Source organism: Rhodobacter capsulatus SB 1003, assembly GCF_000021865.1.
In the GTDB taxonomy this organism is placed as follows: Bacteria; Pseudomonadota; Alphaproteobacteria; order Rhodobacterales; family Rhodobacteraceae; genus Rhodobacter; species Rhodobacter capsulatus_B.
The window spans coordinates 2,374,558-2,398,932 of sequence record NC_014034.1 but is presented as its reverse complement, the minus strand read 5'-3'; the positions used below and the strand labels follow the sequence as shown (position 1 = coordinate 2,398,932).

General features: G+C 67.3%; 26 protein-coding genes. 18 read left to right on the top strand and 8 right to left on the bottom strand.

Annotated features, from left to right (window positions below):
* Positions 1-3 precede the first annotated feature (3 nt).
* From RCAP_RS11010 to RCAP_RS10990, 5 genes are all read right to left on the bottom strand, one after another.
* On the bottom strand, positions 4-984 hold the full coding sequence (locus RCAP_RS11010) for an ABC transporter substrate-binding protein (RefSeq protein WP_013067933.1): 981 nt from the start codon (positions 982-984) through the stop codon (positions 4-6).
* Positions 985-1,027: 43 nt separating this feature from the next.
* Positions 1,028-1,879: an ABC transporter permease gene (locus RCAP_RS11005; RefSeq protein WP_013067932.1), complete on the bottom strand. Its 852-nt coding sequence runs from the start codon at positions 1,877-1,879 to the stop codon at positions 1,028-1,030.
* The gene (locus RCAP_RS11000; protein ID WP_013067931.1) at positions 1,880-3,250 is read right to left on the bottom strand and encodes an LLM class flavin-dependent oxidoreductase; all 1,371 of its coding nucleotides are present in this window, start codon (positions 3,248-3,250) and stop codon (positions 1,880-1,882) included.
* A gap of 303 nt (positions 3,251-3,553) precedes the next feature.
* Positions 3,554-4,270: a type 1 glutamine amidotransferase gene (locus RCAP_RS10995; RefSeq protein ID WP_013067930.1), complete on the bottom strand. Its 717-nt coding sequence runs from the start codon at positions 4,268-4,270 to the stop codon at positions 3,554-3,556.
* A gap of 15 nt (positions 4,271-4,285) precedes the next feature.
* Positions 4,286-4,993 carry a sulfate/molybdate ABC transporter ATP-binding protein gene (locus RCAP_RS10990; protein ID WP_013067929.1) on the bottom strand — a complete coding sequence of 236 codons (708 nt, stop codon included), beginning with the start codon at positions 4,991-4,993 and terminating at the stop codon, positions 4,286-4,288.
* 108 nt (positions 4,994-5,101) lie between these two features.
* Between RCAP_RS10990 and modA the strand changes: the two genes are divergently transcribed.
* From modA to RCAP_RS10970, 4 genes are all read left to right on the top strand, one after another.
* Positions 5,102-5,809, top strand: coding sequence for a molybdate ABC transporter substrate-binding protein (gene modA / locus RCAP_RS10985; protein WP_013067928.1), 708 nt, complete (start codon positions 5,102-5,104; stop codon positions 5,807-5,809).
* A 3-nt stretch (positions 5,810-5,812) separates the two neighbouring features.
* Positions 5,813-6,496, top strand: coding sequence for a molybdate ABC transporter permease subunit (modB, locus tag RCAP_RS10980; protein WP_013067927.1), 684 nt, complete (start codon positions 5,813-5,815; stop codon positions 6,494-6,496).
* 82 nt (positions 6,497-6,578) lie between these two features.
* Positions 6,579-7,496 (top strand): glycosyltransferase family 4 protein, encoded by a 918-nt coding sequence (locus RCAP_RS10975; RefSeq protein ID WP_013067926.1) that lies wholly within the window; start codon positions 6,579-6,581, stop codon positions 7,494-7,496.
* Positions 7,497-7,533: 37 nt separating this feature from the next.
* Positions 7,534-8,376, top strand: coding sequence for a hypothetical protein (locus RCAP_RS10970; RefSeq protein WP_013067925.1), 843 nt, complete (start codon positions 7,534-7,536; stop codon positions 8,374-8,376).
* On the opposite strand, the gene RCAP_RS10965 is transcribed toward RCAP_RS10970, so the two are convergent.
* The 3 genes from RCAP_RS10965 to RCAP_RS10955 all read right to left on the bottom strand — a co-directional run bounded on the left by RCAP_RS10965 (position 8,331) and on the right by RCAP_RS10955 (position 11,655).
* The gene (locus RCAP_RS10965) at positions 8,331-9,152 is read right to left on the bottom strand and encodes a sulfotransferase domain-containing protein (protein ID WP_198525884.1); all 822 of its coding nucleotides are present in this window, start codon (positions 9,150-9,152) and stop codon (positions 8,331-8,333) included. The two genes, RCAP_RS10970 and RCAP_RS10965, sit on opposite strands and share 46 nt — an antisense overlap.
* Before the next feature lie 232 nt (positions 9,153-9,384).
* Positions 9,385-10,629, bottom strand: coding sequence for an acetate/propionate family kinase (locus tag RCAP_RS10960; RefSeq protein ID WP_013067923.1), 1,245 nt, complete (start codon positions 10,627-10,629; stop codon positions 9,385-9,387).
* A gap of 114 nt (positions 10,630-10,743) precedes the next feature.
* Positions 10,744-11,655, bottom strand: a complete 912-nt coding sequence (locus RCAP_RS10955; protein ID WP_013067922.1) for a hypothetical protein — start codon at positions 11,653-11,655, stop codon at positions 10,744-10,746.
* 641 nt (positions 11,656-12,296) lie between these two features.
* Between RCAP_RS10955 and RCAP_RS10950 the strand changes: the two genes are divergently transcribed.
* From RCAP_RS10950 to RCAP_RS10885, 14 genes are all read left to right on the top strand, one after another.
* A complete protein-coding gene (locus RCAP_RS10950) occupies positions 12,297-12,887 on the top strand; it encodes a DJ-1/PfpI family protein (protein ID WP_013067921.1) in 591 nt (196 codons plus the stop codon).
* Positions 12,888-12,945: 58 nt separating this feature from the next.
* A complete protein-coding gene (locus tag RCAP_RS10945; protein ID WP_013067920.1) occupies positions 12,946-15,468 on the top strand; it encodes a glycyl radical protein in 2,523 nt (840 codons plus the stop codon).
* A 112-nt stretch (positions 15,469-15,580) separates the two neighbouring features.
* Entirely contained in the window at positions 15,581-16,720 is a 1,140-nt protein-coding gene (locus RCAP_RS10940) for a 1-propanol dehydrogenase PduQ (protein WP_013067919.1), read from the top strand.
* An 89-nt stretch (positions 16,721-16,809) separates the two neighbouring features.
* Complete coding sequence (pduA, locus tag RCAP_RS10935) at positions 16,810-17,094, top strand: propanediol utilization microcompartment protein PduA (RefSeq protein WP_013067918.1); 285 nt, start codon at positions 16,810-16,812, stop codon at positions 17,092-17,094.
* Positions 17,095-17,116: 22 nt separating this feature from the next.
* A complete protein-coding gene (gene pduB / locus RCAP_RS10930; protein WP_013067917.1) occupies positions 17,117-17,926 on the top strand; it encodes a propanediol utilization microcompartment protein PduB in 810 nt (269 codons plus the stop codon).
* Between the two features lie 20 nt (positions 17,927-17,946).
* Positions 17,947-18,504 carry a BMC domain-containing protein gene (locus tag RCAP_RS20065; protein WP_013067916.1) on the top strand — a complete coding sequence of 186 codons (558 nt, stop codon included), beginning with the start codon at positions 17,947-17,949 and terminating at the stop codon, positions 18,502-18,504.
* Positions 18,505-18,522: 18 nt separating this feature from the next.
* Positions 18,523-19,170 carry a phosphate propanoyltransferase gene (locus RCAP_RS10920; RefSeq protein ID WP_013067915.1) on the top strand — a complete coding sequence of 216 codons (648 nt, stop codon included), beginning with the start codon at positions 18,523-18,525 and terminating at the stop codon, positions 19,168-19,170.
* A gap of 9 nt (positions 19,171-19,179) precedes the next feature.
* Positions 19,180-20,016 carry an ethanolamine utilization protein EutJ gene (gene eutJ, locus RCAP_RS10915; RefSeq protein WP_013067914.1) on the top strand — a complete coding sequence of 279 codons (837 nt, stop codon included), beginning with the start codon at positions 19,180-19,182 and terminating at the stop codon, positions 20,014-20,016.
* A complete protein-coding gene (locus tag RCAP_RS10910; protein ID WP_013067913.1) occupies positions 20,016-20,714 on the top strand; it encodes a hypothetical protein in 699 nt (232 codons plus the stop codon). Before eutJ ends, RCAP_RS10910 begins: the two co-directional genes overlap by 1 nt.
* A gap of 8 nt (positions 20,715-20,722) precedes the next feature.
* Positions 20,723-21,004, top strand: coding sequence for a EutN/CcmL family microcompartment protein (locus RCAP_RS10905; RefSeq protein ID WP_013067912.1), 282 nt, complete (start codon positions 20,723-20,725; stop codon positions 21,002-21,004).
* Between the two features lie 3 nt (positions 21,005-21,007).
* Positions 21,008-21,481 (top strand): GlcG/HbpS family heme-binding protein, encoded by a 474-nt coding sequence (locus tag RCAP_RS10900; protein ID WP_013067911.1) that lies wholly within the window; start codon positions 21,008-21,010, stop codon positions 21,479-21,481.
* A complete protein-coding gene (locus tag RCAP_RS10895) occupies positions 21,478-23,079 on the top strand; it encodes an aldehyde dehydrogenase family protein (protein ID WP_013067910.1) in 1,602 nt (533 codons plus the stop codon). Before RCAP_RS10900 ends, RCAP_RS10895 begins: the two co-directional genes overlap by 4 nt.
* A 21-nt stretch (positions 23,080-23,100) precedes the next feature.
* Positions 23,101-23,400 (top strand): BMC domain-containing protein, encoded by a 300-nt coding sequence (locus tag RCAP_RS10890; RefSeq protein WP_013067909.1) that lies wholly within the window; start codon positions 23,101-23,103, stop codon positions 23,398-23,400.
* A 44-nt stretch (positions 23,401-23,444) separates the two neighbouring features.
* On the top strand, positions 23,445-24,362 hold the full coding sequence (locus tag RCAP_RS10885; RefSeq protein ID WP_013067908.1) for a glycyl-radical enzyme activating protein: 918 nt from the start codon (positions 23,445-23,447) through the stop codon (positions 24,360-24,362).
* Positions 24,363-24,375 lie beyond the last annotated feature (13 nt).

Genomic DNA, 24,375 nt, shown 5'->3' with positions numbered 1-24,375 from the left:
GCCTCAGTTCGTGGCCGGGGCCGGGGCTTCGGCCGATTGATAAAGGATGTCGGCGGCGGCGATCTTGCCCGGGGCGATCTTGCCCTCGCGCGTCAGGATGTCGATCCAGAACTGCACGTCGCGGGTCGTGGCAAGGCCGCCCTCGCGCACGCCATAGCCCGCAAAATACTGCGCCACCTCGGGATTTTCGCCGCGCTCCTGCAGCACCCGGGCAAAGATCGCCTTCGTCTCCGCGGGGTGGCTGCGCGCGTAATCGAGCGCCTTCGTCGCGCCATCGACAAAGGCGCGGGCCTCGGCCGGATGGGCGTCGATCCAGTCGCGGCGCAGCACGGCAAAGCCGCCCGCGATCTCGCCCAGCACGTCGGTATCGTCAAAGACCGCGCGCAGCCCGCCCTTTTGCCGCGCCGCGCCCTCGAAGGTGGTCTGCCAGTAGCCGAAGGCCGAGACATCGACCTGCCCCGCGCGCAGCACCTGGTCCAGCTGCGGCCCGGGCACGACGACCAGGTTTGCGGCATCCTCGGGCAGGCCCTTTTGGTGCAAGGCCTCGCGCACGACATAATCCAGATGCGCGCCCAGCGTGTTCACCGCGATCGTATGGCCGGGCAGATCGGCGATGGTCCGGATCGGGCTGTCGTCGCGCACGTAAAAGATCGATTGCGCGCTGTCGTTGATGCCGTTCGTCGGAAAGACCGCGACGAAATCATTGCCGCCCGCGATCGCGTTCAGCACCGCGGGCGTCGCGGCCGAGCCGATATCGGCACTGCCCCCCGCCAGCGCGATCAGCGTTTCCGGCCCGCCCGTGGCATAGCCGAGGTTTTCCAGCGTGATCCCGGCGGCGTCGTAATAGCCCAGTTCGGCGGCCAGCTCGAAGGCGGCAAGCCCGCCGTGATTGGGCAGATAGCGCAGCGTCACCGGATCGGCCGCGGCCGAAAGCGCGGTGCCCGAAAGCAGCGCGGCAAGGGCGAGAGAGCGAAGAAGGGTCATGGGTCTGTCTTTCGATTGCGAGGGCGATTGAGAGGGAAGGGGGTCAGCGCGGCTCGGACCAGCGGCAGAACCGGGCCTGGGCGGCGACAAGGGCGGCGTTCAGCGCAAGGCCCAGGAAGGCCAGAAGGAAGATCGCGGCGAACATCAGATCGGTGCGAAAGTTGAACTGCGCGTTCATCACCTGAAAGCCGAGCCCCTTGTTCGCGCCGATCATCTCGGCCGCGATCAAGAGCAAAAGCGCGGTGGTGCCCGAGAGCCTGAGCCCGACAAAGATCGCGGGCACCGCGGCGGGCAGGATCACCCGGGCAAACAGCGTCAACCGCCCGGCGCCGAAACTGCGGGCCATTTCAAGCAGTTTGCCATCGACCTGCTGGACCCCGCCAATGGTGGCAAGCAGGATCGGAAACAGGCTTGCCCAGAAGATCACGAAGATCTTCGAAGTCTCGCCCAGCCCCAGCAGCAGGATGAAGACCGGATAAAGCGCCAGCGCCGAGGTCTGGCGAAAGAGCTGCAGGATCGGGTCCAGCGCGCGCTCGACCACGGGCATCTGCCCCATCGCAAGGCCAAGCGGCACCCCCACCGCGACCGAGGCGGCAAAGGCGATCCCCGCCCGCTGCAGGCTGATCGCGATGTCATCGAGCAGCGCCCCCGAGACGATCCCCTGCCACAGCGTCGCCGCGATCCGGTCAAGCGGCGGGAAGACCGAGGGGTTCAGCCACCCCGCGCTTGCCGCGATCTGCCAGAGCGCCAGAAAGCCCAGCAGCAGCCCGTAGCGGGACAAGACCCGCGCGCCCGCCTCGACCCCCCGGCGCAGATTGGCGCCAGAAAGCGGCGGCAGCGGCCGTGCCGGGGTTTCAATCGGCGGAACCGAGATTTCAAGTCCTTGAAAAGCCATCTATTCTGCCGCCTGTGTGCTGCGCCGGGCCAGCGCCCAGCGGGTTTCGGGGAAGGGCAGGCCCAGGTTCTCGCGCAGGGTGCGGCCCTCGTATGCGGTGCGGAAAAGGCCGCGGCGCTGCAATTCGGGGATCACCAGATCGACGAAATCTGTCAGTCCCTTCGGCAACCAGGGCGGCAGGATGTTGAAGCCGTCGGCGCCCCCGGTCTCGAACCACGCCTGCAGCGTGTCGGCGATGCCTTGGGGCGTGCCGACCAGCGTCAGATGCCCGCGCGCCGAGGCAACCCATTGATAAAGCTGCCGGATGGTGAAGCCATGTTCATCGGCGATGGCGCGGATCAGGGCCTGGCGCGATTTCATCCCCTCGGTCGGCGGCGCGGGCGGCAGCGGCCCGTCGAGATCGTGGCCGCTCAGATCGAGCGTGCCGCCGGTGAGCCCGTTGAGCAGCGCGACGCCGTCTTCGGGCAGGATCAGCGCGGTCAGCCGGTTGTATTTCTCCTGCGCCTCGTCAAGCGTGCGCCCGACAAAGGGCGAAACGCCCGGCATGATCAGCAGATGGTCCGGGTTGCGCCCCAGGCCGCGCGCGCGGGATTTGATGTCGCGATAAAATTCCTGCGCCGTTTCAAGGTGTTGATGCGCGGTGAAGATGACCTCGGCATGGGCGGCGGCAAAGCCGCGGCCGTCCTCGGACTGGCCCGCCTGCACGATCACCGGATGGCCCTGCGGGCTGCGCGAGACATTGAGCGGCCCCTTGACCTGAAAATGCGCGCCCTTGTGGTTGGCCGCATGCAGCTTGCCCGCGTCGAAGAACTGCCCCGTCGCCTTGTCGCGGACAAAGGCGTCCTCCTCGAAACTGTCCCAAAGCGCCTTCACCACCGCGACATGTTCATGCGCCCGGGCATAGCGGGCGGCATGCGGCGGCTGGCTGTCGCGGTTGAAATTCTGCGCGGCGGCGTCCCCCGTGGTGGTGACGACGTTCCAGCCGCTGCGGCCCGCGGTGATCAGATCAAGCGAGGCGAATTTGCGTGCAAGATTATAGGGTTCCTCGTAGGTGGTCGAGGCGGTGGCGATGAAGCCGAGGGTTTTCGTGTGCTGCGAGAGCGCGGCGAACAGCGTCACCGGCTCGAAGCCCGCGACCTTGGCATTGCCGCCCTCGATGCCGCCGCCAAAGCTGACCGAGAGGCCGTCGGCGAGGAAATAGGCGTCGAAAAGGCCGCGCTCGGCCTCCTTGGCGAGCTGGATGTGAAAGGCGAGACTGGTCGCGCCATCCGAGGGCTGGTCGGGCTGGCGCCAGGCGGCGATGTGCTGGCCGCCGCCGGGCAGGAAGGCGCCAAGGCGCAGCTTGCGGGTCGGGCTGAGGGATGTGGTCACGGGGGGTCTCCTGAGGGGGCAAGACGGGGGCCCGTCGCTTGCGGCGACGAGGGGGGGAAGCGTCGGAACGGGAAGGGGGGTCAGGCGCGGCGGTCAGCGCCGCAGCGACAGGGCCAACGGGGAAGCGCGGGGGAAAGAGGCGCGGGCATGGGGGCTCCAAAACACGATATGTCTTGTCGTGTAATCTGGCATCTCCGCTGTTTTGGAGCCATTCCAAATATTTGGGCCACGACGATTGCGGCTTTCTTTGTCAGGGCGTCGGGGCGGAAGTTCCTTCCTGACGGCGCCCGAAGCGGCGCGGCCTCAGCCCGCCATCGCGCGCGCAAGGGCCGCGTTCATCCGCGTGGCGGTGGCGCGGAAGGCGTCCAGATGCGGCGCGACCTCGGCGGCAAGCCCCGCCGCGCGGGCCTCGCCCAGGGCGCGGCGCAGGCTTTCGGCATAGGCCGGGATCTCCTGCCAGTCGGCGACCGTCGTTTCGGTGATCTCGATGTGGAACTGCATCCCCCAGGCGTGACGCCCCCAGCGGATCGCCTGCGCGCCGCAGGCCGCATTTTCCGCCAGCACCACCGCCCCCTCGGGCAGGGTCGTGATCTCGGCGCCGTGCCATTGAAAGGTCTGCAGCCGTTCGGGCAAGGCGCCAAAGATCGGATCCGCCGCCCCGGCCGCGCTGCGGCGGACCTCGCACAGGCCGACCTCGGGCGCGGCCATCGGCCCGACCCGGCCGCCCAGAGCCTCGGCCAGCAGCTGATGGCCCAGACAGATCCCCAGATAGGGCCGCCCCAGATCGGCCACCCAGGCCCGGATCGCCGCCAGCTCGGCGCGCATCCAGGGCAACTCGTCCTTTTGCCACAGATCCTGCGGCCCGCCCATCGCCACCATCAGATCGAAGCCGTCCAGCGGCGGGATCGGCGCCCCGGCGTCCAGCTCGACGGTGGTCAGACGGTGCCCCGCCGCCGCCCAAAGATCGCGCAGGGTTCCGGGGTGTTCAACGGCAAGATGCTGGAAAACAAGGATGTTCATCGGGTCTCCGGGGGGTCAGACACGCACGAGGCGCAGGGATGGCGGCGGCGGCGGCGCGGCGCCCAGCCGCCCGGCCTCCAGCCGCAGCACGCGGTCGGCCAGGCGCCGCGCCTCGGCGGTCTCGTGGCTTGTCATCAGCGTCGTGGCGCCAAAGAGATCGTGCAGGCGGCGCAGCTGATCTTGCAGCCGGGCCCGGGTGTCGGGATCAAGCGCCGAAAGCGGCTCGTCAAGCAGCAGCAGTTTCGGCTGCCGCGCCAGCGCCCGCACCAGCGCCAGGCGTTGCCTCTGCCCGCCCGAAAGCTGCGCCGGAAAGGCCGTCGCAAGGCCCGAAAGCCCCGCCAGATCCAGAAGCTCGGCCACCCGGTCGCGCCGCGCGCGGCGGGGCAGATCGTGCAGCGCAAAGCCGATCTGCCCCGCCGCCGTCATGTTCGGAAACAGCGCATAGTCCTGAAAGACAAAGCCCAGCGACCGCGCCCGGACCGGCAGGTCGATCCCGCGCGCCGTGTCGCACCAGACCTGCCCGGCCATCGCAACCCGCCCGCGTCCGGGCCGCGCCAGCCCCGCGATCAGCCGCAACAGCGTCGTCTTGCCCGCCCCCGAAGGCCCCGTCAGCACCAGAAATTCCCCCGCCATCGCCTTCAGCCCGACATCGAGCGTGAACGGACCCTCGGGCCCCGAAAGCCGGGTTTCAAGCGTGACATCAAGGGGGGCGGCGGTTGGCACGGTGTTTGTCCTGCATCGGCCGGGGGGAGTTGACCTGTTCGCTATAAGGTTGGACTACATAGCGACAGGCGGCGCTTGTCCAGCCCGCAAAACCGACAGGAGTTTCCCATGCGCAAAAGCCTTGCCATCCTTTCCGTTCTTCTCCTTTCCGCCTCTGCCGGCCTGGCCGAGGATCTGGTGATCGGCGCCGGGGCGGGCTATCGCCGCCCGATGGCCGAGGCGGTGGCGGCCTGGAAGGCGCAAAGCGGCGACAGCGTCGGCGAGGTCTATGGAAACATGGGGCAGGTGCTGGGGCAGGCGCGCGAAAGCGGCAAGATGGCGATGGTCTGCGGCGACAGGGCGGTGCTGGCCAAGGCCGAGGGGTTGCGGTTCGACCGTTTCCTGCCGCTGGGCACGGGCAAGCTGGTCGTGGCCTTCCGCAAGGGGGAAAGCCTGCAAGATCCCGCCGAGCTGGCCGCGGAGCGGATCGCGAAAGTCGGGATTCCCGACGCGAAATCGGCGATTTACGGCAAGGCGGGGCGGCAGTATCTGGACCGGTCCGGGCTCGCGGCCAAGGTCGATCCGAAGCTGGTGACTGTGGCGACGGTGCCGCAGGTGACGGCCTATCTGATCTCGGGCGATGTCGATGCGGGGTTTCTCAACATCACCGATGCGATCGGCGCCGGGGCCGATCTGGGCGGCTGGGTCGCGGTCGATCCGGGCCTTTATCCGCCGATCGAGATCAGCTGCGGGGTGCTCGACGCCTCGGCCGAGGGTTTTGCCGCCTTCCTGACCACGCCCGCGGCGCAAAAGATCCTGCAGCATTACGGGCTGTGACGGGTGGAGGCGCTGGCCGCGGTTCTGGGCGATCCGGCGCTGGCCTTTCCGCTGCGGCTGAGCCTGCGGATTGCGGTGGCGACGCTTTGCCTGCATGCGACGCTGGGGGTGGCTTTGGGCTGGGCGCTGTCGAAACGGCGCTGGCCCGGGCGCAGCCTGCTGGATATCGCGGTGACGCTGCCGATGGTGTTTCCGCCGATCGTGCTGGGCTTCGGGCTGCTGATGCTTCTGGGCCGCCACGGCCTTGGCGGCTGGATCGAGACCGGCTTCGGCGCGGGGCTGATCTTTTCCGAGGCCGGGGTGCTGCTTGCCTCGGTCCTTGTCGGGCTGCCGCTGGTCGTCAAGCCGGTCGAGGCGGCGATTGCCGCCTTGCCCGCCAATCTGGCCGAGGCGGCGCGCACCCTTGGCCATGGCGAGATCCCGATCTTCGCGCGGGTGATCCTGCCCAATGTCGCGGGGGCGCTTGGCGCGGGGCTCTTGATGGCGACGGCGCGGTCGCTGGGCGAGGTCGGCGTGACGCTGATGCTGGGCGGCAACATCCTGGGCCGCACCAACACGATCTCGCTCGAGATCTACAATGCGGTGACGGTGGGAGAGTTTCGCCGTGCGCTGGTGCTGTCGGCGGCGCTGGGGCTGTTTTCGACGCTGGTGCTGATCGTGCTGCGCCGCCGCGCCCCCGCGCCGTGACCCGGGCGCGATTGACGCGGCCCGCCGTCCATGCGACGACAGCAGGACCCCCGGAAACCGTTCCCCCGCCCAGGTTGTCCTCATGCCGCTGCGTGTGCTTTTCTATCGCAATTACAAGGCCTTCTCTGGGGGGCATCTGAAGGTTTGGGACTATTTCCAGCACGTCCGATCCTCGGATCGCCATCGCGCCGAGATATGTCTGGACCCGGCTTCGGCCCCCGCCTCGCCCTGGCAGGGCGATCCGGGCCTTGTTGATCGCTACGATCCCGAGCGCGCGGATATCCTGTTTCTGGCCGGGACCGACTGGACGGCGCTGGCCGGGCATCCGGGCATCGAAGAGCGGATCCCGGTGGTCAATCTGGTACAGGGGCTGCGCCATGCCCGGCCGGAAACGCCGCTGTTCGGCTTTCTGTCGCGCCGGGCCACGCGGATTTGCGTCAGCCCCGCCGTGGCCGAGGCGCTGCGGGCGACCGGGATCTGCAACGGTCCGATCCATGTCATTCCGAACGGCATCGATTTCGACCTGCTGCCCGGGGGCGGCGCGGCCACCGGTGCCGATGTCTTCCTGGGCGGTGCGAAACAGCCGCCGCTGGCCCGGGCGCTGGCGGCGCGGCTGCAGGCCGAGGGCTACCGGGTCGATCTGCAGATCGACCCGCTGCCGCGACAGGACTATCTGGCGCGGATGGCCGGGGCGCCGATCGCGGTGCTGCTGCCCTGTGCCGAGGAGGGGTTCTATCTGCCTGCGCTTGAAGCCATGGCGCTGGGCCGGGTGGTGATCTGCCCCGATTGCGGCGGCAACCGGTCGTTCTGCATCGACGGGGTGACGGCGCTGATGCCGCCTGCCGCGGTTGCGCCGCTGGCGCAGGCGGTGGCAGAGGCCAGCCGCAATCCGGGGCTTGCGCAAGCCCTGCGCCAGAGCGCAAAAGAGATCAGCAAGATGCATGATATCCGCTCCGAACGGGCGGCCTTTCTCGACCTTCTTCGACATATCGGACCCTGATGACGACTGATGCCGCACAAGATATCCTGATCACCGGGTGCCGCGCTCGGGCACGACGCTGACCTGCCATCTGCTGAACAAGCTGGCGAATTGCGTCGCGCTGCACGAGCCGATCGACCCGGCGACGCTGGCCGGGTTGCCGCCCGAGGCGCTGGGGGCGGCGCTGCGGCAGTTCTGCGCCGCGCAGCGCGACCTGGTCCTGACCCGCGGCACCGCGACCAGCAAGGCCTGGCACGGGGCGGTGCCCAGCAATCCGATGGCCGATGCCGATGCGCAGGGCCGCCGCAAGCGCGTGCTGAACGGCATGGAACTCATCGTCCGGAATGTCGATCGCGCCGATTTCCGCCTGTTCGTCAAGCAGAACGCCTTTTTCACCGCCGCCTTGCCGATGCTGACGCCGTCGTTTCGCTGCTTTGGCATCCTGCGCAATCCGCTGGCGGTTCTGCTGTCCTGGCGCACGGCGCAGATGCCGGTGACCGAGGGGCGCCTGCCCGCCGCCGAATGGGTCGATGCGGGGCTTGCGGCGGCGATCGCGGCCGAGCCGGACCTTCTGCAGCGGCAGTTCCTGCTGCTTGACTTCTGCTTTGGGCAGTATCGCCGCTTCCTGCCCGGGCGGACGATCCGTTACGAGGAGATCATCCGCACCGGCGGCGCGGCGCTTTCGGTGCTGGCGCCCGCGGCGGCGCAGCTCTCCGAGCCGCTGCAGTCGCGCAACCTGCTGGGCCTGCGCGCCGATCCCGCCGCGCGCGACATTGCCGCGCGGCTGCTGGAGCGCGACTCGCCCTGCTGGTCATTTTATGACCGCGCCGAAGTCGAGGCGCTGCTGACTGCGGATCAGCCGCCCATCGGTTCGCAATACCCGGCGTCCAGCCAGTCCTGAAGGTCAAGACCGGTGATCTGGCCGGTCTGCCGGATGTCGCTTTCGTAAAGACGGCACAGATGGGCGTGATCCTCGGCCGTCATCGGCGCGGTTTCGGTCGGGACGACGGGGAGGATGTAATCCCTCAGCGCGATCTGCGCCGGGGGCAGCTGCAGGAAATCAAGCAGCCGCGCCAGTTCGGTCTCGGGCTGCGACCAAAGCCGGTCGGTGCGCAAGAACAGCAGCTGCGCGCGCGGGAAATGCCTCAGCAGCCGGGCGATCTGCGCCGCATAGAAGCCGCGTTCGACATAGGAAAAAATCCGCAGGCTGTGGTGCGGCGCCGGGGCGATCCGGTCGCGGCCCTCGCGGATCGCCCGGGAAAAGGGCAGGGTGTCGTAGTTCTGCGCGATCTCCATCCGCCAGTGCGAATGGGCGCGAAAGACCGGATGGCGCAGGCAGATCACCAGCCGGGCGCGCGGATTGTAGGCGGCCAGCCGCTCGATCGCATTCGGCCAGAAGATGTAGACCGGCGTCGCCTCGCCGCGCAGGACCGTGTCGGCCGACCAGTCGAACAGATCATGCAGGCCCGCAGGATCCGGCCGGGTCCAGTCAAGGCTTTCGTCGTCGAAGAAATGCGCTTCCTTGCGGCTGGCCATCTGCACGGAGGGATGACGCCGCAGCATGGCGTCAAGCGCCGTCGTGCCGCCCTTCTGCACGCCCGCGATGAAGAAATCGACGCGCGGCGTGTCCCCGGGCGGCATCGGCCTGCGATCTTGCGGATCTTTCGGGTCAGTCAATCCAGATGCGCCTTTCCGGATCGGTCGGCCCCAGGCCGCCGCATGTCGGGGATGCCGTATCAGTCGGCCGCCCGAGCGTGGCAAAGCCCGCCGCAAACTTCAACCCCGCGAATGTTTCCGCAGGGCGAAAGATCCCGTGATCGGCCCGATGGCCCGAAAGTTCCGCGCTCCGGGCCCCGGCGTCGCATCGGCGGGCAAGAGGGGCGCGCTGCGCGGCCCCCCTTGCCCGGTCTCATTGGGCGGCCAGCGCGAAGGCCAGGTCTTGCCCCGGCTGCCTCGCCGAGGCGGCGGCCGTCAAAGCCGCGGTGTCGATCGCGATCATCCGTTCCTCGTCCGTCGGCACCACAAGCGTCGCCACCCTTGCGCCCGCCGCGCTGATGTTCGGATGGCCGCCGCGCGCGATCGCATTCGCCCGCGCGTCGATCGAGATGCCCAGAAAGCCCAGATCCTCGCAGATCATCGCGCGCACCCGGGCGCTGTTCTCGCCGATGCCCGCGGTGAAGACGAGCGCGTCGATCCCGCCCATCGCCGCCGCATAGGCGCCGATCGTCTTGCGGATCTGATAGACGAAGACGTCAATCGCCAGCTGGCAGCGGTCATTGCCCGCATCGGCCGCCGCCATCACTTCGCGCATGTCGTTCGACAGCCCCGACAGGCCCAGCAGGCCGCTTTTGGTGTAGCAGATATCCTCGATCTCGGTCAGGCTCAGCCCGGCCTCGCGCACCAGATGGAAGATGATCGCCGGGTCGAAATCGCCGCTGCGGGTGCCCATCGGCACGCCGCCAAAAGTGCCGAACCCGATCGAGGTGTCGATCGACTGCCCGCCCTTGACCGCGTCGAGCGTGACGCCGTTGCCCAGATGGCAGACCACCATCGACAGGCTGTCCAGCGGGCGGTTCAGCAGCTCGGCCGCGCTGCGCGAGACATAGCGGCAGGAGGTGCCGTGAAAACCGTAGCGGCGGATGCCGTGTTTCTGCGTCAGCTCATAGGGCAGGGCATAGGCATGGGCGCGTTCGGGAATGGTCTGGTGAAAGGCGGTGTCGAAGACGACGACATTCGGCACGCCGGGGAACATCCGCTGCGCTTCCTCGATGCCGATGATGTTGCAGGGATTGTGCAGCGGCGCAAAGGTCGCGCAGGCGCGCAGCGCCGCCATCACCGCGTCATCGACCAGCACCGAGCCGAAGAAGATCGCCCCGCCATGCACCGCGCGGTGTCCGATGGCGGTGATCGCGCCCGGGCATTCGATCACGTCATATTCGGGGTTCGTCAGGTTCTCCATCATCAGCGCGAAGGCGGCGCGGTGATCGGGGATGGCGCGGCGGTGATGCTCGCCGCGGTGGCCGACCCAGTGATCGGTCGTGCCCTCGGGCTCGCCGATGCGGGCGATCAGGCCCGAGGCGATCACATGGCTCAGATCGGGGGCATGGAGTTGATATTTCAGGCTGGAGCTGCCGCAATTGATGGTCAGGATCATGGTCGGTTGTCCTTGGATGCAAGGGCAGCCCCGGGGGGCTGCCGGGAAATCGGCGGTGCGACGGGGGGATGTCGCACCGCCGCTGCGGGGGAGGGGAAAGGGGCCGCCCCCGGATCAGACCGGCAGAGGAGCGAGTGTCCAGAAGCCCACCGCGGTCAGAAGGTTGATGGCAAAGGTCATCACGGCGATGGCGCAGGCGGGCGGATCGACATGGGTGTCGCCGTGGCACAGGAAGGCGCGGGCAAAGAACTCGCCGAGGAAGGCCGAGAGGATGCCGACCACCGCGCCCCAGATCACCGAGCCCGAAGCCACACCGGCCAGCGCGGCCGGCAGCATGATGTGGTGGGTGACCGGGATCAGCACGCCCAGCGTCAGGAAGAAGAGCGAGGAGGCCGCGATGCCGAAGGCCAGCAGCGCGCCCGGCACGCCATGGGTCACGCCCAGCCAGGCGCCAAGCAAGCCGCCGCCCAGACCGATCACCGCGATCTGCGCCGGGCTTGACTGGAACACCAGCCATTTCGTCGCATCGGTCGGGTGAAAGAAGCCGCGGCCCGGATCGGCCTTGCCGCAAAAGCCGCAGGTGCCCCACAGGAAGCGTGCGAGGAAGGCCGAGATCACCACGCCGACGGCGGGCAGGTCGGAAAAGGCCAGGCCCGGGCCGAAGGACGGCACCAGCTGCAGCGCCCAGAAGATCAGATAGCCGATCAGCCCGAAGATGCCGCCCACCAAAAGCACGTCGGGCGCGTTCAGCCCCATGCCCGCGGTGACGATGTTGCGCCCCGAGTCAAGCTTGCCCTTTTTCGCCGCATAGGCCGCCGCGGCGACCCCCGCCGCAAAGCCGCCCGCATGCGGGCCAAAGGCGCCAAAGGGGATGCCGAAGAAATCGGTCGTGCCCGCGCCAAGCGCAAGCTGGATCGCGACGCCGATCATCGTCAGGAAGCCGACAAAGGCGAAGGCGGGCAGCGCGCCGATCGCGGCCCCGAATATTCCGCCGCCAAAAGCGACGAGCAAACCAAGCAGTGTCATTCTGGTCTCCTTGTATATTCCGGGCGGATCCGACTGGAGTATGTCCGGGGTCTTGATGCGGTTTGAAAGGGCGCGGCCGGAGGACCGCGAAAACGACCGGGCGCGGAAAAGGCGCGTGCGAAAACAGGGCATCGGAAAATCCCTTTCCGATGCGCGAATTCCCTTTGGAGTGGCGCGGGTTTCCTTCCGACGCGGGCGGTCGATTGGTGCTGAAATTACCGCTGCGGGGGCTTTCGGGTCAACGCGAGCGGCTTGGCCTTCGCGGGTAGTTTCTTGCGATGCGCCGTGCGGCCGAGTCGCTTTCCTGTGCAAGTGTCTGTATTAAAATGGAAAAATGATTTGCCTGCGGGCCGGGACGGCACTTTTGCGCGGTTTCCGCCTGTCAGGGCCGCGCGGGCGGCAGTCGGGACTTGTCCGGGCAAGGACAAGAAAACACCCGGCATCTGTCTTTTCTTGTCCCGGGTCCGCTTTGCAAGATCCGGCCGGATCGGCAAAATCCCCGTATTTTCAGGGAAAAACCACGGCGCAAAAGCGCAGGGCAAGATATTCCCCTTTGTGGTCAAGGGGCTCGCGTTGACCCTTTTGGCTTTCCGGGACTATTCCTTTGCCAGACGCCGAAAACGGCAGCCCAGGAAAATCAGATGAAACGCCCCCGCCAAAACAAAATCCTGATGATCGTTGGAGATTACTCTGAAGATTATGAAGTGATGGTGCCGTTTCAGGCGCTGAGCATGCTGGGTTTCACCGTCGAGACCGTCTGCCCGGGCAAGCGCAAGGGCGAAACGATCCGCACCGCGATCCATGATTTCGAGGGCGATCAGACCTATTCGGAAAAACCCGGCCATCTGTTCGGTCTGACGGCAAGCTTTGCCAGTGTCAGCCCCGAGGATCATGCCGGTCTCTATCTCGCCGGTGGCCGTGCCTGCGAATACCTGCGACTGGATGCGCAGGTCCTGGCCATCGTGCGGGCCTTCATGACGGAGAACCGGCCTGTGGCCGCGATCTGCCATGGCGCGCAGCTCCTGACCGCCGCCGACGTGGTGCGCGGACGTCGGTTGACGGCCTATCCGGCCGTCGAACCGGAAGTGACGGCGGCAGGGGCCCACTTCGTCGCAACCGCGCCGGAGCAAACCGTGATCGACGGCAATCTTGCGACCGCACCGGCCTGGCCCGGGCATCCGACACTGATGCGCGCGTTCGTTTCGCTCATCGACCCCGACATCCTGAACTGACATGGCTTTCCGGCGGGACCAGACCCCGCCGGGACGCCTCCACCGCCTGGAGGATAGAATGATTGAGAAGGGCTTCACCAAACCGACCGACCGCATCACGCGGCTGAAGAACCAGATCCTGAATGCCCGGCCCCATGTCGAGGCCGAGCGCGCCGTGCTGGCCACCGAGGCCTACAAGGTGACCGAGGGCCTGTCGCCGATCCTGCGCCGCGCCAGGGTGGTGGAAAAGATCTTCGCCGAACTGCCGGTCACCATCCGCGACGATGAACTTGTGGTCGGCTCGATCACCGTCAACCCGCGCTCGACCGAGATCTGCCCCGAATTCAGCTTCGACTGGGTGGAAAAGGAATTCGACACCATGGCGACCCGCGTCGCCGACCCGTTCGAAATCCCCAAGGAAACCGCCGCCGCCCTGCATGAGGCGTTCAAATACTGGCCCGGCCGCACCACCGCCGATCTTGCCGCCTCCTACATGTCGAAAAAGGCGAAGGATTGCATCGCCAACGGCGTCTTCACGGTGGGCAACTATTTCTATGGCGGCGTCGGCCATGTCTGCGTCGACTATGGCAAGATCCTGAAAACCGGCTTCCGCGGTGTCATCATCGAGGCGATCAAGCGCCGCGAAGTGCTGGATGAACGCGACCCCGACACGATCAAGAAACAGCAGTTCTACACCGCCGTCATCATCGCCTATACCGCCGCGATCGGCTTTGCCAACCGCTATGCCGACAAGGCCGAGGAGCTGGCGCGGGCCTGCCCCAACCCGACCCGCAAGGCGGAACTCGAGCAGATCGCCAAGAACTGCCGCCGCGTGCCCGAACATGGCGCCACGACCTTCTGGGAAGCCTGCCAGACGATGTGGTTCGTACAATGCATGCTGCAGATCGAATCCTCGGGCCATTCGATCTCGCCCGGCCGCTTCGACCAATACATGTATCCGTTCCTGAAAGCCGATACCGCGATCAGCCGCGAATTTGCCCAGGAACTGATCGACTGCATCTGGATCAAGCTGAACGACGTCAACAAGACCCGCGACGAGGTCTCGGCGCAAGCCTTTGCCGGCTATGCGGTGTTCCAGAACCTCTGCGTCGGCGGTCAGACCGAAGACGGGCTCGATGCGACGAACGACGTGTCCTACATGTGCATGGAAGCCGTGGCCCATGTGCGTCTGCCCGCGCCGTCCTTCTCGATCCGGGTCTGGCAGGGCACGCCGGATGAATTCCTGCACCGTGCCGCCGAGGTCGTGCGTCTGGGGCTGGGGGTTCCGGCCGTCTACAACGACGAGGTGATCATCCCCTCGCTGCAAAACCGCGGTGTTTCGCTGGCCGATGCCCGCGATTACGGCATCGTCGGCTGCGTCGAACCGCAGGCGATCCACCGCACCGAGGGCTGGCACGACGCGGCCTTCTTCAACGTGGCGAAGGTGCTGGAAATCACGCTCAACAACGGCAAGGTCGGCGATACCCAGCTTGGCCCGGTCACCGGCGATGCCAAGGACTGGACCTCGCTTGAGGATTTCTACGCCGCCTTCACCGGGCAGATGTCGTTCTTCGTCAAATACCTGGCCGAGGCCGACAATTGTGTCGACATCGCCCATGCCGAACGGGCGCCGCTGCCGTTCCTCTCGGCGATGGTCGATGACTGCATGGGCCGCGGCAAGTCGGTGCAGGAAGGGGGCGCGATCTACAACTTCACCGGCCCGCAGGCCTTCGGCGTCGCCGACACCGGCGACTCGGTCTATGCGATGAAGAAATTCGTCTGGGACGACAAGAAGCTGACGATGGCCGAACTGAAGGAAGCGCTCGACGCGAACTTCGGGATGGTCACCGGGGCGAATGCGCCCGCCGAGATGAGCGAAAGCCAGATCTACGAAGCGGTCAAGAAAGTGCTGGCCTCGAATGCCAGCCTGGATGTCGCCGCGCTCAAGGACGAGGTCTATCGCACGCTTTCGACCGGCTCCGCGCCTGCCGCCTCGTCGAAATATGACGGCATCCGCCGCCTGCTCGACAGCGCCGAAGCCTTCGGGAACGACAATGACGACGTCGACCTGATCGCCCGGAAATGCGCGCAGATCTACTGCAAGGAAGTGGAGAAATACACCAACCCGCGCGGGGGCCAGTTCCAGGCAGGGATCTATCCGGTCTCGGCGAACGTGCTTTTCGGCAAGGACGTGGGCGCGCTGCCCGACGGCCGCCCGGCGAAACTGCCGCTGGCCGATGGCGTCTCGCCGCGGCAGGGCAAGGACCGGCTCGGCCCGACCGCCGCGGCGAATTCGGTGGCGAAACTCGACCACTTCATCGCCTCGAACGGCACGCTCTACAACCAGAAATTCCTGCCCTCCGCTCTGGCAGGGGACGCCGGGTTGCAGAACTTCGCCGCGCTGGTGCGGTCTTACTTCGATCACAAGGGCATGCATGTGCAGTTCAACGTGATCGACCGCGAAACCCTTCTGAAAGCACAGAAAAACCCCGAGGACTATCGTGACCTCGTGGTGCGGGTGGCGGGCTATTCGGCGCAGTTCGTCGTCCTCGCGAAAGAGGTGCAGGACGACATCATCAGCCGGACCGAACAGGCCTTCTGACACCGCCGGTCCCGCGGCAACGCGGGGCCAGCCTCCCGGTCGGGCGGGCCGTCTCCTCCCGCCTCGCGTCAGCCCGACCGGGCCCTTTCACCCCTCACGGACAGGTGTTCCGATGACCCGCTATCATAGTTTCTCTCCGCGGACCGAAATCGTCTTCGGCGAAGGGCTGCTGGAACGCTTGCAGGCCTATCGCGGCCAGCGCGTCGGCATCGTGACCGATGAATTCATGGCCCGCTCGGGTCCGCTTGATCGCGTTCTGGCGCATCTGGACGGCTGCACCGTCAAGATCTTCGCCGAAGCCATCCCCGAGCCGCCGCTCGCCACCGTTTCCGCAGGCGCCCGCCTGTTCGCCGACTTCCGCCCCGATGTGGTGCTGGCGCTGGGCGGCGGCTCGCCCATCGATGCGGCGAAAGCCATCCTGGCGGTGGTGCGCGGCATCGACCCCAGCCATCCGATCCGTCTGGTTGCGATCCCGACGACCAGCGGCACCGGCTCCGAGGTCACCGCCTTCGCGGTGATCTCGGACCCTGCCAACAACCGGAAATTCCCGCTGATTTCCAACGACCTGATCCCCGATGTGGCGATCCTTGACCCGGAATTCGTGCGCACCGCACCGCCCAGGGTCACCGCCGATACCGGCATGGATGTGATCACCCATGCGATCGAGGCGGTGGTGGCGCGCGGCGCCTCGAACTTCACCGACGCTTTTGCCGAAAAGGCGCTGGAACTGGCCTTTGCGGCGCTGCCCCGGGCTTACGACAACGGCAACGATCTGGCCGCCCGCGATGCGATGCATCAGGCCTCGTGCCTGGCGGGCATGGCCTTTACCGAGGCGGGGCTGGGCCTCAACCACGGGCTGGCCCATGCGATCGGCGGCCGGCTGCATCTGGTGCATGGCCGCATCAACGCGGTGCTCTTGCCCCATGTCATCGCCTGGAACGCCGGTCTGTCGGACGACGCGCCCGGCTGCCGCGAGACCGCCAGCCGCTACGCCCGCATCGCCGCCCGGGTGGGGCTTGACGTGCCGGGCACGCGGGCGGGTGTCGTTGCGCTGATCCGGGCGATCGAGGCGCTGAATGCGCGCTTCGGCATCCCTTCCTCGCTGCGCGGCCTTGGCGTCGCGATCGAGGAGTATCGTCGGGCGATCCCCGACCTTGCGGCAGCCGCCTTTGCGGATGCCTGCACCGCGGGCAATCCGCGCCGTCCCGCGCTGGCAGATCTTGAAATGCTGCTCGATCGGGCCGGGGGATGAGGAGGGGGGCACACTGGCAGATCAGCACGAAGATACCCGTTTCCTCAATCGAACCAACATCTTGAACGCCGGAAGGCAAGGAGAAAGTCATGCAACAGGAAGCTCTCGGAATGGTCGAGACCAAGGGTCTGGTCGCCGCGATCGAAGCTGCGGATGCGATGGTCAAATCGGCCAATGTCGCGATGGTCGGCTATGAAAAAATCGGCTCGGGCCTCGTGACCGTGATGGTGCGCGGCGACGTCGGCGCGGTCAAGGCCGCCACCGATGCCGGGGCCGTGGCCGCCGAAAAGGTCGGCTCGGTCGTCTCGGTCCATGTGATCCCGCGCCCGCACACCGAAGTCGAAAAAATCCTGCCGACGCCGAAAGCCGTCTGAGCCTTAGGAAGGAGACCAGACGATGAAAGACGATCTTGTCGAAAAACTGATGGACGAGGTGATGCGGAAGATGGGCTCGACCGAGGCCCCCGCCGCCGCCGCCGCCGAAAAGCCCGCTGCGAAAGCCGCGCCGAAGGCCTGCAACCTGACCGAATTCGTCGGCACGGCGATCGGCCACACGGTGGGTCTTGTCATCGCGAATGTCGATCCGCTGCTGCATGAAAAGATGAACATCGACCGGAAATACCGCTCGATCGGCATCGTCGGCGCCCGCACCGGGGCCGGTCCGCATATCTTCGCGGCCGACGAGGCGGTGAAGGCGACGAACAGCGAAGTGGTGCTGATCGAACTGCCGCGCGACACCGAGGGCGGTGGCGGGCATGGCTCGCTGATCCTGTTCGGGGCCGAGGACGTGTCCGACGCCCGCCGCGCGGTGGAAGTGACGCTGTCGGAACTCAACCGCACCTTCGGCGATGTCTATGGCACGCCCGCGGGGCATCTCGAGTTCCAATACACCGCCCGCGCCAGCCATGCTTTGCACAAGGCCTTCGGGGCGCCGCTGGGCCAGGCCTTCGGGATCACCGTGGGGGCGCCCGCCGCCATCGGCGTCCTGATGGCCGATACCGCCGCCAAGGCCGCGACCGTGGTGCCGGTGGGCTATGCCTCGCCCGGCAATGGCGGCACCAGCCACTCGAACGAGGTGATCTTCATGTTCACCGGCGACTCGGGGGCGGTGCGGCAGGCGATCATCGCGGCGCGCGAGGTCGGCAAACAGGTGCTTTCGACGCTGGATGGCGCGGAAATCGTCTCCTCCACGAAACCCTACATCTGAGACGAAAAGGACACATCGTCATGTCGGAACAAAGCCTTGGGCTGATCGAGACGCTCGGTCTGGCGGCGGCGGTCACGGCCGCGGATGCCGCGGTGAAATCGGCCAATGTCACGCTGGTGGGCTACGAATTTGCCAAGGGCGACGGCATGACGGTGGTCAAGCTTCGCGGCGACGTGGGGGCCGTCAAGGCCGCCGTTGCCGCCGCGGAGATGGCGGCGGGGCGCGTCGGACGGGTCGTTGCGACCCGGGTCATCGCACGTCCCGCCGCCGGACTGACCCGGCTGATCGACAGCGCCGAGACCGTCGGCTGCGGACGGACCGGGGCACAGGGTCCCGTCCCCGTGCCGCCACAGGAGGAGGCCCCGGCGAAGCCGGTGCCGACCCCGCCGGATGCCTCACCCTCCGAGGCGTCCGGCGCCGAACCGGCCCCCGAAGCGACGCCCGAGACCGTGCCGGAAGCGGCGCCCGAACCGGCGCCCGCCGCCGAGCCGGAGCCCGGGCCGGAGCCCGATCCCACCCCCGAACCGCCGCCCGTGCCCTATCGGCTGACCCGTCCCAAAGGGCCGAAGGGCCGCTAAGAGCGAAAGACCCCGACCATGTTCCCGCAATCGCTGATCGATCGCATCCTCGCCGAGCTTCTGGCGCAAGACGTCGCCGCAACCGACACCGACCCCGCGCTTGTCCCCGTCGGCGTCTCGAACCGGCATGTTCACCTGTCGCGGCCCGACATGGACGCGCTGTTCGGCCCCGGCGCAAGCCTGACCCGGATGAAGGCGATGAAACAGCCCGGCCAATATGCCGCCGCCGAAACCGTCACCCTGCGCGGCCCGAAAGGCGATATCGGCAAGGTCCGGGTGCTGGGGCCCTTGCGCAAGGAAACGCAGATCGAGATCTCGGTCGCCGACGGTTTCACTTTGGGCATCAAGCCGCCGATGCGGATGTCGGGCAAGCTTGACGGCTCGGCCGGCCTGACCGTCATCGGCCCCGCCGGATCGGTGACGAAGGAGGCGGGCGTGATCGTCGCGCTGCGCCACATCCACATGCGCCCCGAAGATGCGGTGCGGCTGGGGGTGAAGACCGGCGACAGCGTCGATGTTGTCGTCTCCGGCCCGCGCGGCGGGGTCATGCACAATGTCACGATCCGCTCGGACGAGGTGTCGGCCACGGAAATGCACATCGACGTCGAAGAGGCGAATGCCTTCGGGCTGCAAAACGACGCGCTTGTGCGGGTGCGGAAGGTCTGAGGGGTTATCATGTCCGGCATCGACGCCATCCTGCACGACTTCGCCGCCCTGGTGCGGCAAGGCGATTGCCTGCCGCCCGAGGCACGGGCACAGGGCCCGCTGCGCGTCGGTGTCGATCTGGGCACGGCGAATTTGGTGCTGGCCGTCGTCGATGCGGCGGGCCGTCCGGTGGCGGGGATGTCGCAACGCTCGGGCGGGATCCGCGACGGCATCGTGGTCGATTACCCGGCGACGGTGCGCAGCGTGCGGGCGATGAAGGCCGAACTTGAGGCGCGGCTGGGCCAGCGCCTGACCCGGGCCGCGACGGCCATCCCCCCCGGCATCCTGCCCGGCAATGCGAAAGCCATCGGCAATGTGATCGAGGCGGCCGAGTTCGAGCTGGTCGAGATCCTCGACGAACCGCTGGCCGCCGCGCGGCTGCTGCGCGTGACCGAGGGCGCCGTGGTCGATGTCGGCGGCGGCACCACCGGGATTTCGGTGCTCAAAGGCGGCAAGGTGCTGGCCTCGGTCGATGAGGCGACGGGGGGCACCCACATGACGCTGGTTCTGGCCGGGGCGCTGCGGCTCTCGCTGGCCGATGCCGAGGCGATGAAGCTGGATCCCGCGCAGGCGCGCGAGGTGTTTTCGCTGGTCCGCCCGGTGGTGGACAAGATGGCGTCCATCGTCGCGGGGGTGCTGACCCGCTTCCCCGAGGTGGCCACCGTGCATGTCGTCGGCGGCGCCTGTTCCTTTGCCGATTTCGCCCCGGTCTTTGCCGCGCATCTGGGGCGGCGGGTGCTGAAACCGGCCGAGCCGCTTCTGGTGACGCCGCTTGGCATCGCGCTTTATCCCGAACGGGGCCTGTGATGGACCTTGACCGCATCCTGATCGACCTGCTGTCCGACCGGATCGTGGCCGAGCTGGCGGCGCGGCGCCGCCGCGGGCTTTTGGTCTTTGCCGCGACCGATCTGGGGCTTGACGCGGCGCTGGCGAGCCTTGCCACCCTGGCCCGGGCGGGCTGGCGTTTCGAATGGACCGCCGAGGCCGCGCTGCGCGAGGACCTGGCCGCGCGGCTTGACTGGCCCGAGGCGGCGGCGCCGGTGACCCTCTCCCGCGCGGCGCTGGTGCTGGTGCCTGCGCTCAGCCTCTCGCTCGCCGCGAAACTGGCGCTGGGGATTGCCGATGATCCGCTCTCGCAGATCTTGACCGAGGCGCTTGATCGTGGTCGCCGCATCGTCGCCGCCCGCGATGGCGTCTGCCCCGCGGCGCGCGACCGTCTGGCCCGCGGCCTTGTGCCCGCGACCGAGGCGCGGCGCGCGCTGATGCGCGAGCATCTGCAGGCGCTGGCGGCGCAGGGGGTGGAACTGGGCTGGGCCGCGACGCTGGCGCGGATGGTCGAGGGCGCAGGGGCGGCCGCGGCCCCGATGCAGGAAAGTGGCCTCTTCGGTGCCCAGCAAGCCCGCGCCATCCCCGGCCCTTCGGTCCATCTGGGCCGGGCCGTCCTGCTGACGCCCGCTGCGCAGGACATCCTTGCCGCCCGCGGCATCGCGATTTCAAGAGGTTAGGAGCGATCATGTATCTGGCAAAAGTCATCGGCCGCGTCGTCGCCACCACCAAGGACCAAAGCCTGTCGGGGGCGAAACTGCTGATCGTCATCCGCCTTGACGCCCGGCTGAATGCCGAAGGCGAGACGCAGATCGCCGTCGATACCGTCAGCGCGGGCGATGGCGAGACCGTCATCGTCACCACCGGCAGCGCCGGACGGCTGGCGGGAATGCTGGGCCAGTCGGTGGTCGATGCCGGTATCGTCGGCATCGTCGATACCGTCGAATGCCACGACCGGACGGAGGGCTGAGCCATGGCGCTGATCGACACGATCCTTTGGACCGAATTGGCCGCCCGCCGCCCGCTGCGGCTGTGCGACGTCACCCGGATGGCGGCCGTGGCCGAGCTTGAGGCGCGGCGGCTGGGCGTTCCGGTCTGCATCGCCTTTTGTGACGCGGCGGGCACGGCGCTGCTGTTTCACCGGATGGAGGGGGCGCTGCCCGCTTCGGTCACGCTCGCGCCCTCCAAGGCCTGGACGGCGGCGGCCTACCGGATGGGCACCGATGCGCTGGGGGCCCTGACCGCCGCGGGCGGCATGCTGGCGGGGCTTGGCCCCGCGGGCGGGCCGGTCGTCCCCTTTGGCGGCGGGCTGCCGATCCGGGCGGGGGCGGCGGTGCTGGGCGCCATCGGCATCAGCGGCGGCACGGTCGAAGAAGACATGCAGATCGCGCGAAAGGCGATTGCGGCACATTGGGGCGCGACCCCGAGCGAAGGACAAGGACAATGAAAGACAGCGATATCGAAGACGCCGTGGCCCGGGTCTTGAGCGGCTACACCGCCCCGAAAAGCCTTGAGGCGACGGTGACCAAGGCCCTGACGGATCTGGCAAAACCCGGCACGCAGGGCTGTGTCCGGGAAGCCCCGAAGCCCGCCGATCCGATCGATGACATCATCGGCGGCATCCTGACGCGCGAGTTGGGCGAGAAGAACTGTTCCTGCTGCAAGGCGGGCAGCTGCACCGCGCCCGCAAATTGCCTGTCGATCCCCGACGATCAGGCCGAAACCGTGGGCGACGGCATCTTTGCCACGATGGATGCGGCCGTGGAGGCCGCCGCCGAGGCGCAGCGGCAATATCTGTTCTGTTCGATGTCGGCGCGCAAGCGCTTCATCGACGGCCTCCGCGAGGTCTTTCTGAACCCCGCGCTGCTGGAGCGGATCTCGCGGCTGGCGGTCGAACAGACCGGCATGGGCAATGTCGCGCACAAGATCATCAAGAACCGGCTGGCGGCGGAAAAGACCCCGGGCATCGAAGACCTGACCACCGAAGCGCAAAGCGGCGATGACGGGCTGACGCTGGTCGAGCTGTCCGCCTATGGCGTCATCGGGGCGATCACGCCGACGACGAACCCGACCGAAACCATCATCTGCAACGCGATCGGGATGTTGGCCGCGGGCAATGCGGTGGTCTTCAGCCCCCATCCGCGCGCGCGCGGCGTCAGCCTGCTGGCGATCAAGCTGATCAACCGCAAGCTGGCGGCGCTGGGGGCACCGGCGAACCTTGTCGTCACCGTGCAGGCGCCCTCGATCGAGAACACGAATGCGATGATGGCGCATCCCAAGGTGCGGATGCTGGTGGCGACGGGCGGCCCGGCGATCGTGAAGACGGTGCTGTCCTCGGGCAAGAAGGCGATCGGGGCAGGGGCGGGCAATCCGCCGGTGGTGGTTGACGAAACCGCCGACATTCCGAAAGCGGCGCTGGATATCGTCAACGGCTGTTCGTTCGACAACAACATGCCCTGCGTGGCGGAAAAGGAGCTGATCGCGGTGGCGGAAATCGCCGATTTCCTGACCGCGGAGCTGGTCCGCAACGGCGCGCATCGGCTGACCGATCCGGCGCAGATCGCCGCGCTGGAAAAACTGGTGCTGACCGAAAAGGGCGGGCCGCAGACGGGCTGCGTCGGCAAATCGGCGGTTTGGTTGCTCGACAAGATCGGTGTCAAAGCCGCGCCCGAAACCCGGATCATCCTGATCGAGACGGGCAAGGATCACCCCTTTGTCGTCGAAGAGCTGATGATGCCGATCCTGCCTTTGGTGCGCGTGGCATGCGTCGACGAAGCCATTGATCTGGCGGTCGTTCTTGAACACGGCAACCGCCATACCGCGATCATGCATTCGACCAATGTGCGCAAGCTGACGAAGATGGCGAAGCTCATCCAGACCACGATCTTCGTGAAGAACGGCCCCTCTTATGCCGGGCTTGGCGTCGGCGGCGAGGGCTATGCCACCTTCACCATCGCCGGGCCGACAGGCGAGGGGCTGACCTCTGCCCGCTCCTTCGCCCGCCGCCGCAAATGCGTGATGGTCGAAGCGCTGAACGTGCGCTGAGACCCGAAAAGGACACTTGCCATGCAAATCCGCATCATCAACGCCCCCGCCCCCGATCTTCTGGAGATGCTCGCCCGCCGCGTCGCGCCGGGGGTGCGCAAATGGATCGAGGAAAACCGGGTCTCGGCGATCGGCTTCGTGCAGGCAAGTGTCCCCGACCTGTTCTATTTCGCCGATATCGCCGGCAAATCCGCCCATGTGCTGACGGTCGAGCTGTCCGGCACCTGCCCGCAAACGACGACGACGCTGGCCGTGCTGGGCGAGACCGCCTCGGTCCGCGCCGCGATGGATGCGATTGCCGCGCAGGCCCCCGCCTTCTGAGCCGCAGCCCCGGCCCCGGCCAGAGCCACGAAAGGAATACCCTCATGTCCGAGCTCGATTTCACCGCCGAAGGCACGGTCTTCGACATCCAGCGTTATTCGATCCATGACGGGCCGGGGGTGCGGACCATCGTCTTCCTCAAGGGCTGCCCGCTGGCGTGCCGCTGGTGTTCGAACCCGGAATCGCAATCGACCGAACCGGATCTGTTCTTCCGCGCCTCGGCCTGCATCGGCTGCGGCAAATGCATTCCGGTCTGCCCGGTGGGGGCGCTGTCGCGTGACAATCCGGGCTTTGTCGACCGGGCAAAATGCATCCGCTGCGGCGACTGCACCAAGGTTTGCCCGACCGAGGCGCTCAAGCGCGCGGGCCGCAGGATGAGCGTGGCCGAGGTGATGCAGGAGCTGCGCAAGGATGCGATCCACTACCGCCGCTCGGGCGGGGGGGTGACGCTGTCGGGCGGCGAGCCGCTGTTGCAGGCGGCCTTTGCGAAACAGCTGCTGATGGCCTGCCACGAACAGGGCTGGAACACCGCGATGGAAACCACGGGCTGTGCCCCGCGCGAAGTGATCCGCGAGGTGATCCCGCATGTCGATCACCTGCTGATGGATCTGAAGTCGATCGACCCGGCGGTGCATCAGCAAAACACCGGCGTCGACAACCGGCTGATCCTGGAAAATGCGCTGATTGCGGCGTCGCTGACGCATGCGGTGGTGCGGGTGCCGGTGGTGCCCGGGGTGAACGACAGCCCCGCCGCGATCACCGCGATTGCCCGCTTTGCCAAGCTGATGCCGGGCGTCGATACGGTGCATCTGCTGCCCTATCACAGCTTTGGCGAGAACAAGTATCGCCTGCTGGGCCGGACCTGTCCGATGGGGGCGCTGCCCGATCTGAAACCCGAGGCGGTGATGCCCTTGAAAACGCTGGTCGAAGCCGAGGGGCTGCGCTGCGTGATCGGTGGCTGAGATGCAACCGAAA

Excerpts from the sequence above, each read along its gene's own strand:
- RCAP_RS11010 (WP_013067933.1), bottom strand. The coding sequence starts at position 984 with ATGACCCTTCTTCGCTCTCTCGCCCTTGCCGCGCTGCTTTCGGGCACC.
- RCAP_RS11005 (WP_013067932.1), bottom strand. The coding sequence starts at position 1,879 with ATGGCTTTTCAAGGACTTGAAATCTCGGTTCCGCCGATTGAAACCCCG.
- RCAP_RS10995 (WP_013067930.1), bottom strand. The coding sequence starts at position 4,270 with ATGAACATCCTTGTTTTCCAGCATCTTGCCGTTGAACACCCCGGAACC.
- modA (WP_013067928.1), top strand. The coding sequence starts at position 5,102 with ATGCGCAAAAGCCTTGCCATCCTTTCCGTTCTTCTCCTTTCCGCCTCT.
- RCAP_RS10975 (WP_013067926.1), top strand. The coding sequence starts at position 6,579 with ATGCCGCTGCGTGTGCTTTTCTATCGCAATTACAAGGCCTTCTCTGGG.
- RCAP_RS10960 (WP_013067923.1), bottom strand. The coding sequence starts at position 10,629 with ATGATCCTGACCATCAATTGCGGCAGCTCCAGCCTGAAATATCAACTC.
- RCAP_RS10955 (WP_013067922.1), bottom strand. The coding sequence starts at position 11,655 with ATGACACTGCTTGGTTTGCTCGTCGCTTTTGGCGGCGGAATATTCGGG.
- RCAP_RS10950 (WP_013067921.1), top strand. The coding sequence starts at position 12,297 with ATGAAACGCCCCCGCCAAAACAAAATCCTGATGATCGTTGGAGATTAC.
- RCAP_RS10945 (WP_013067920.1), top strand. The coding sequence starts at position 12,946 with ATGATTGAGAAGGGCTTCACCAAACCGACCGACCGCATCACGCGGCTG.
- RCAP_RS10940 (WP_013067919.1), top strand. The coding sequence starts at position 15,581 with ATGACCCGCTATCATAGTTTCTCTCCGCGGACCGAAATCGTCTTCGGC.
- pduA (WP_013067918.1), top strand. The coding sequence starts at position 16,810 with ATGCAACAGGAAGCTCTCGGAATGGTCGAGACCAAGGGTCTGGTCGCC.
- pduB (WP_013067917.1), top strand. The coding sequence starts at position 17,117 with ATGAAAGACGATCTTGTCGAAAAACTGATGGACGAGGTGATGCGGAAG.
- RCAP_RS20065 (WP_013067916.1), top strand. The coding sequence starts at position 17,947 with ATGTCGGAACAAAGCCTTGGGCTGATCGAGACGCTCGGTCTGGCGGCG.
- RCAP_RS10920 (WP_013067915.1), top strand. The coding sequence starts at position 18,523 with ATGTTCCCGCAATCGCTGATCGATCGCATCCTCGCCGAGCTTCTGGCG.
- eutJ (WP_013067914.1), top strand. The coding sequence starts at position 19,180 with ATGTCCGGCATCGACGCCATCCTGCACGACTTCGCCGCCCTGGTGCGG.
- RCAP_RS10910 (WP_013067913.1), top strand. The coding sequence starts at position 20,016 with ATGGACCTTGACCGCATCCTGATCGACCTGCTGTCCGACCGGATCGTG.
- RCAP_RS10905 (WP_013067912.1), top strand. The coding sequence starts at position 20,723 with ATGTATCTGGCAAAAGTCATCGGCCGCGTCGTCGCCACCACCAAGGAC.
- RCAP_RS10900 (WP_013067911.1), top strand. The coding sequence starts at position 21,008 with ATGGCGCTGATCGACACGATCCTTTGGACCGAATTGGCCGCCCGCCGC.
- RCAP_RS10895 (WP_013067910.1), top strand. The coding sequence starts at position 21,478 with ATGAAAGACAGCGATATCGAAGACGCCGTGGCCCGGGTCTTGAGCGGC.
- RCAP_RS10890 (WP_013067909.1), top strand. The coding sequence starts at position 23,101 with ATGCAAATCCGCATCATCAACGCCCCCGCCCCCGATCTTCTGGAGATG.
- RCAP_RS10885 (WP_013067908.1), top strand. The coding sequence starts at position 23,445 with ATGTCCGAGCTCGATTTCACCGCCGAAGGCACGGTCTTCGACATCCAG.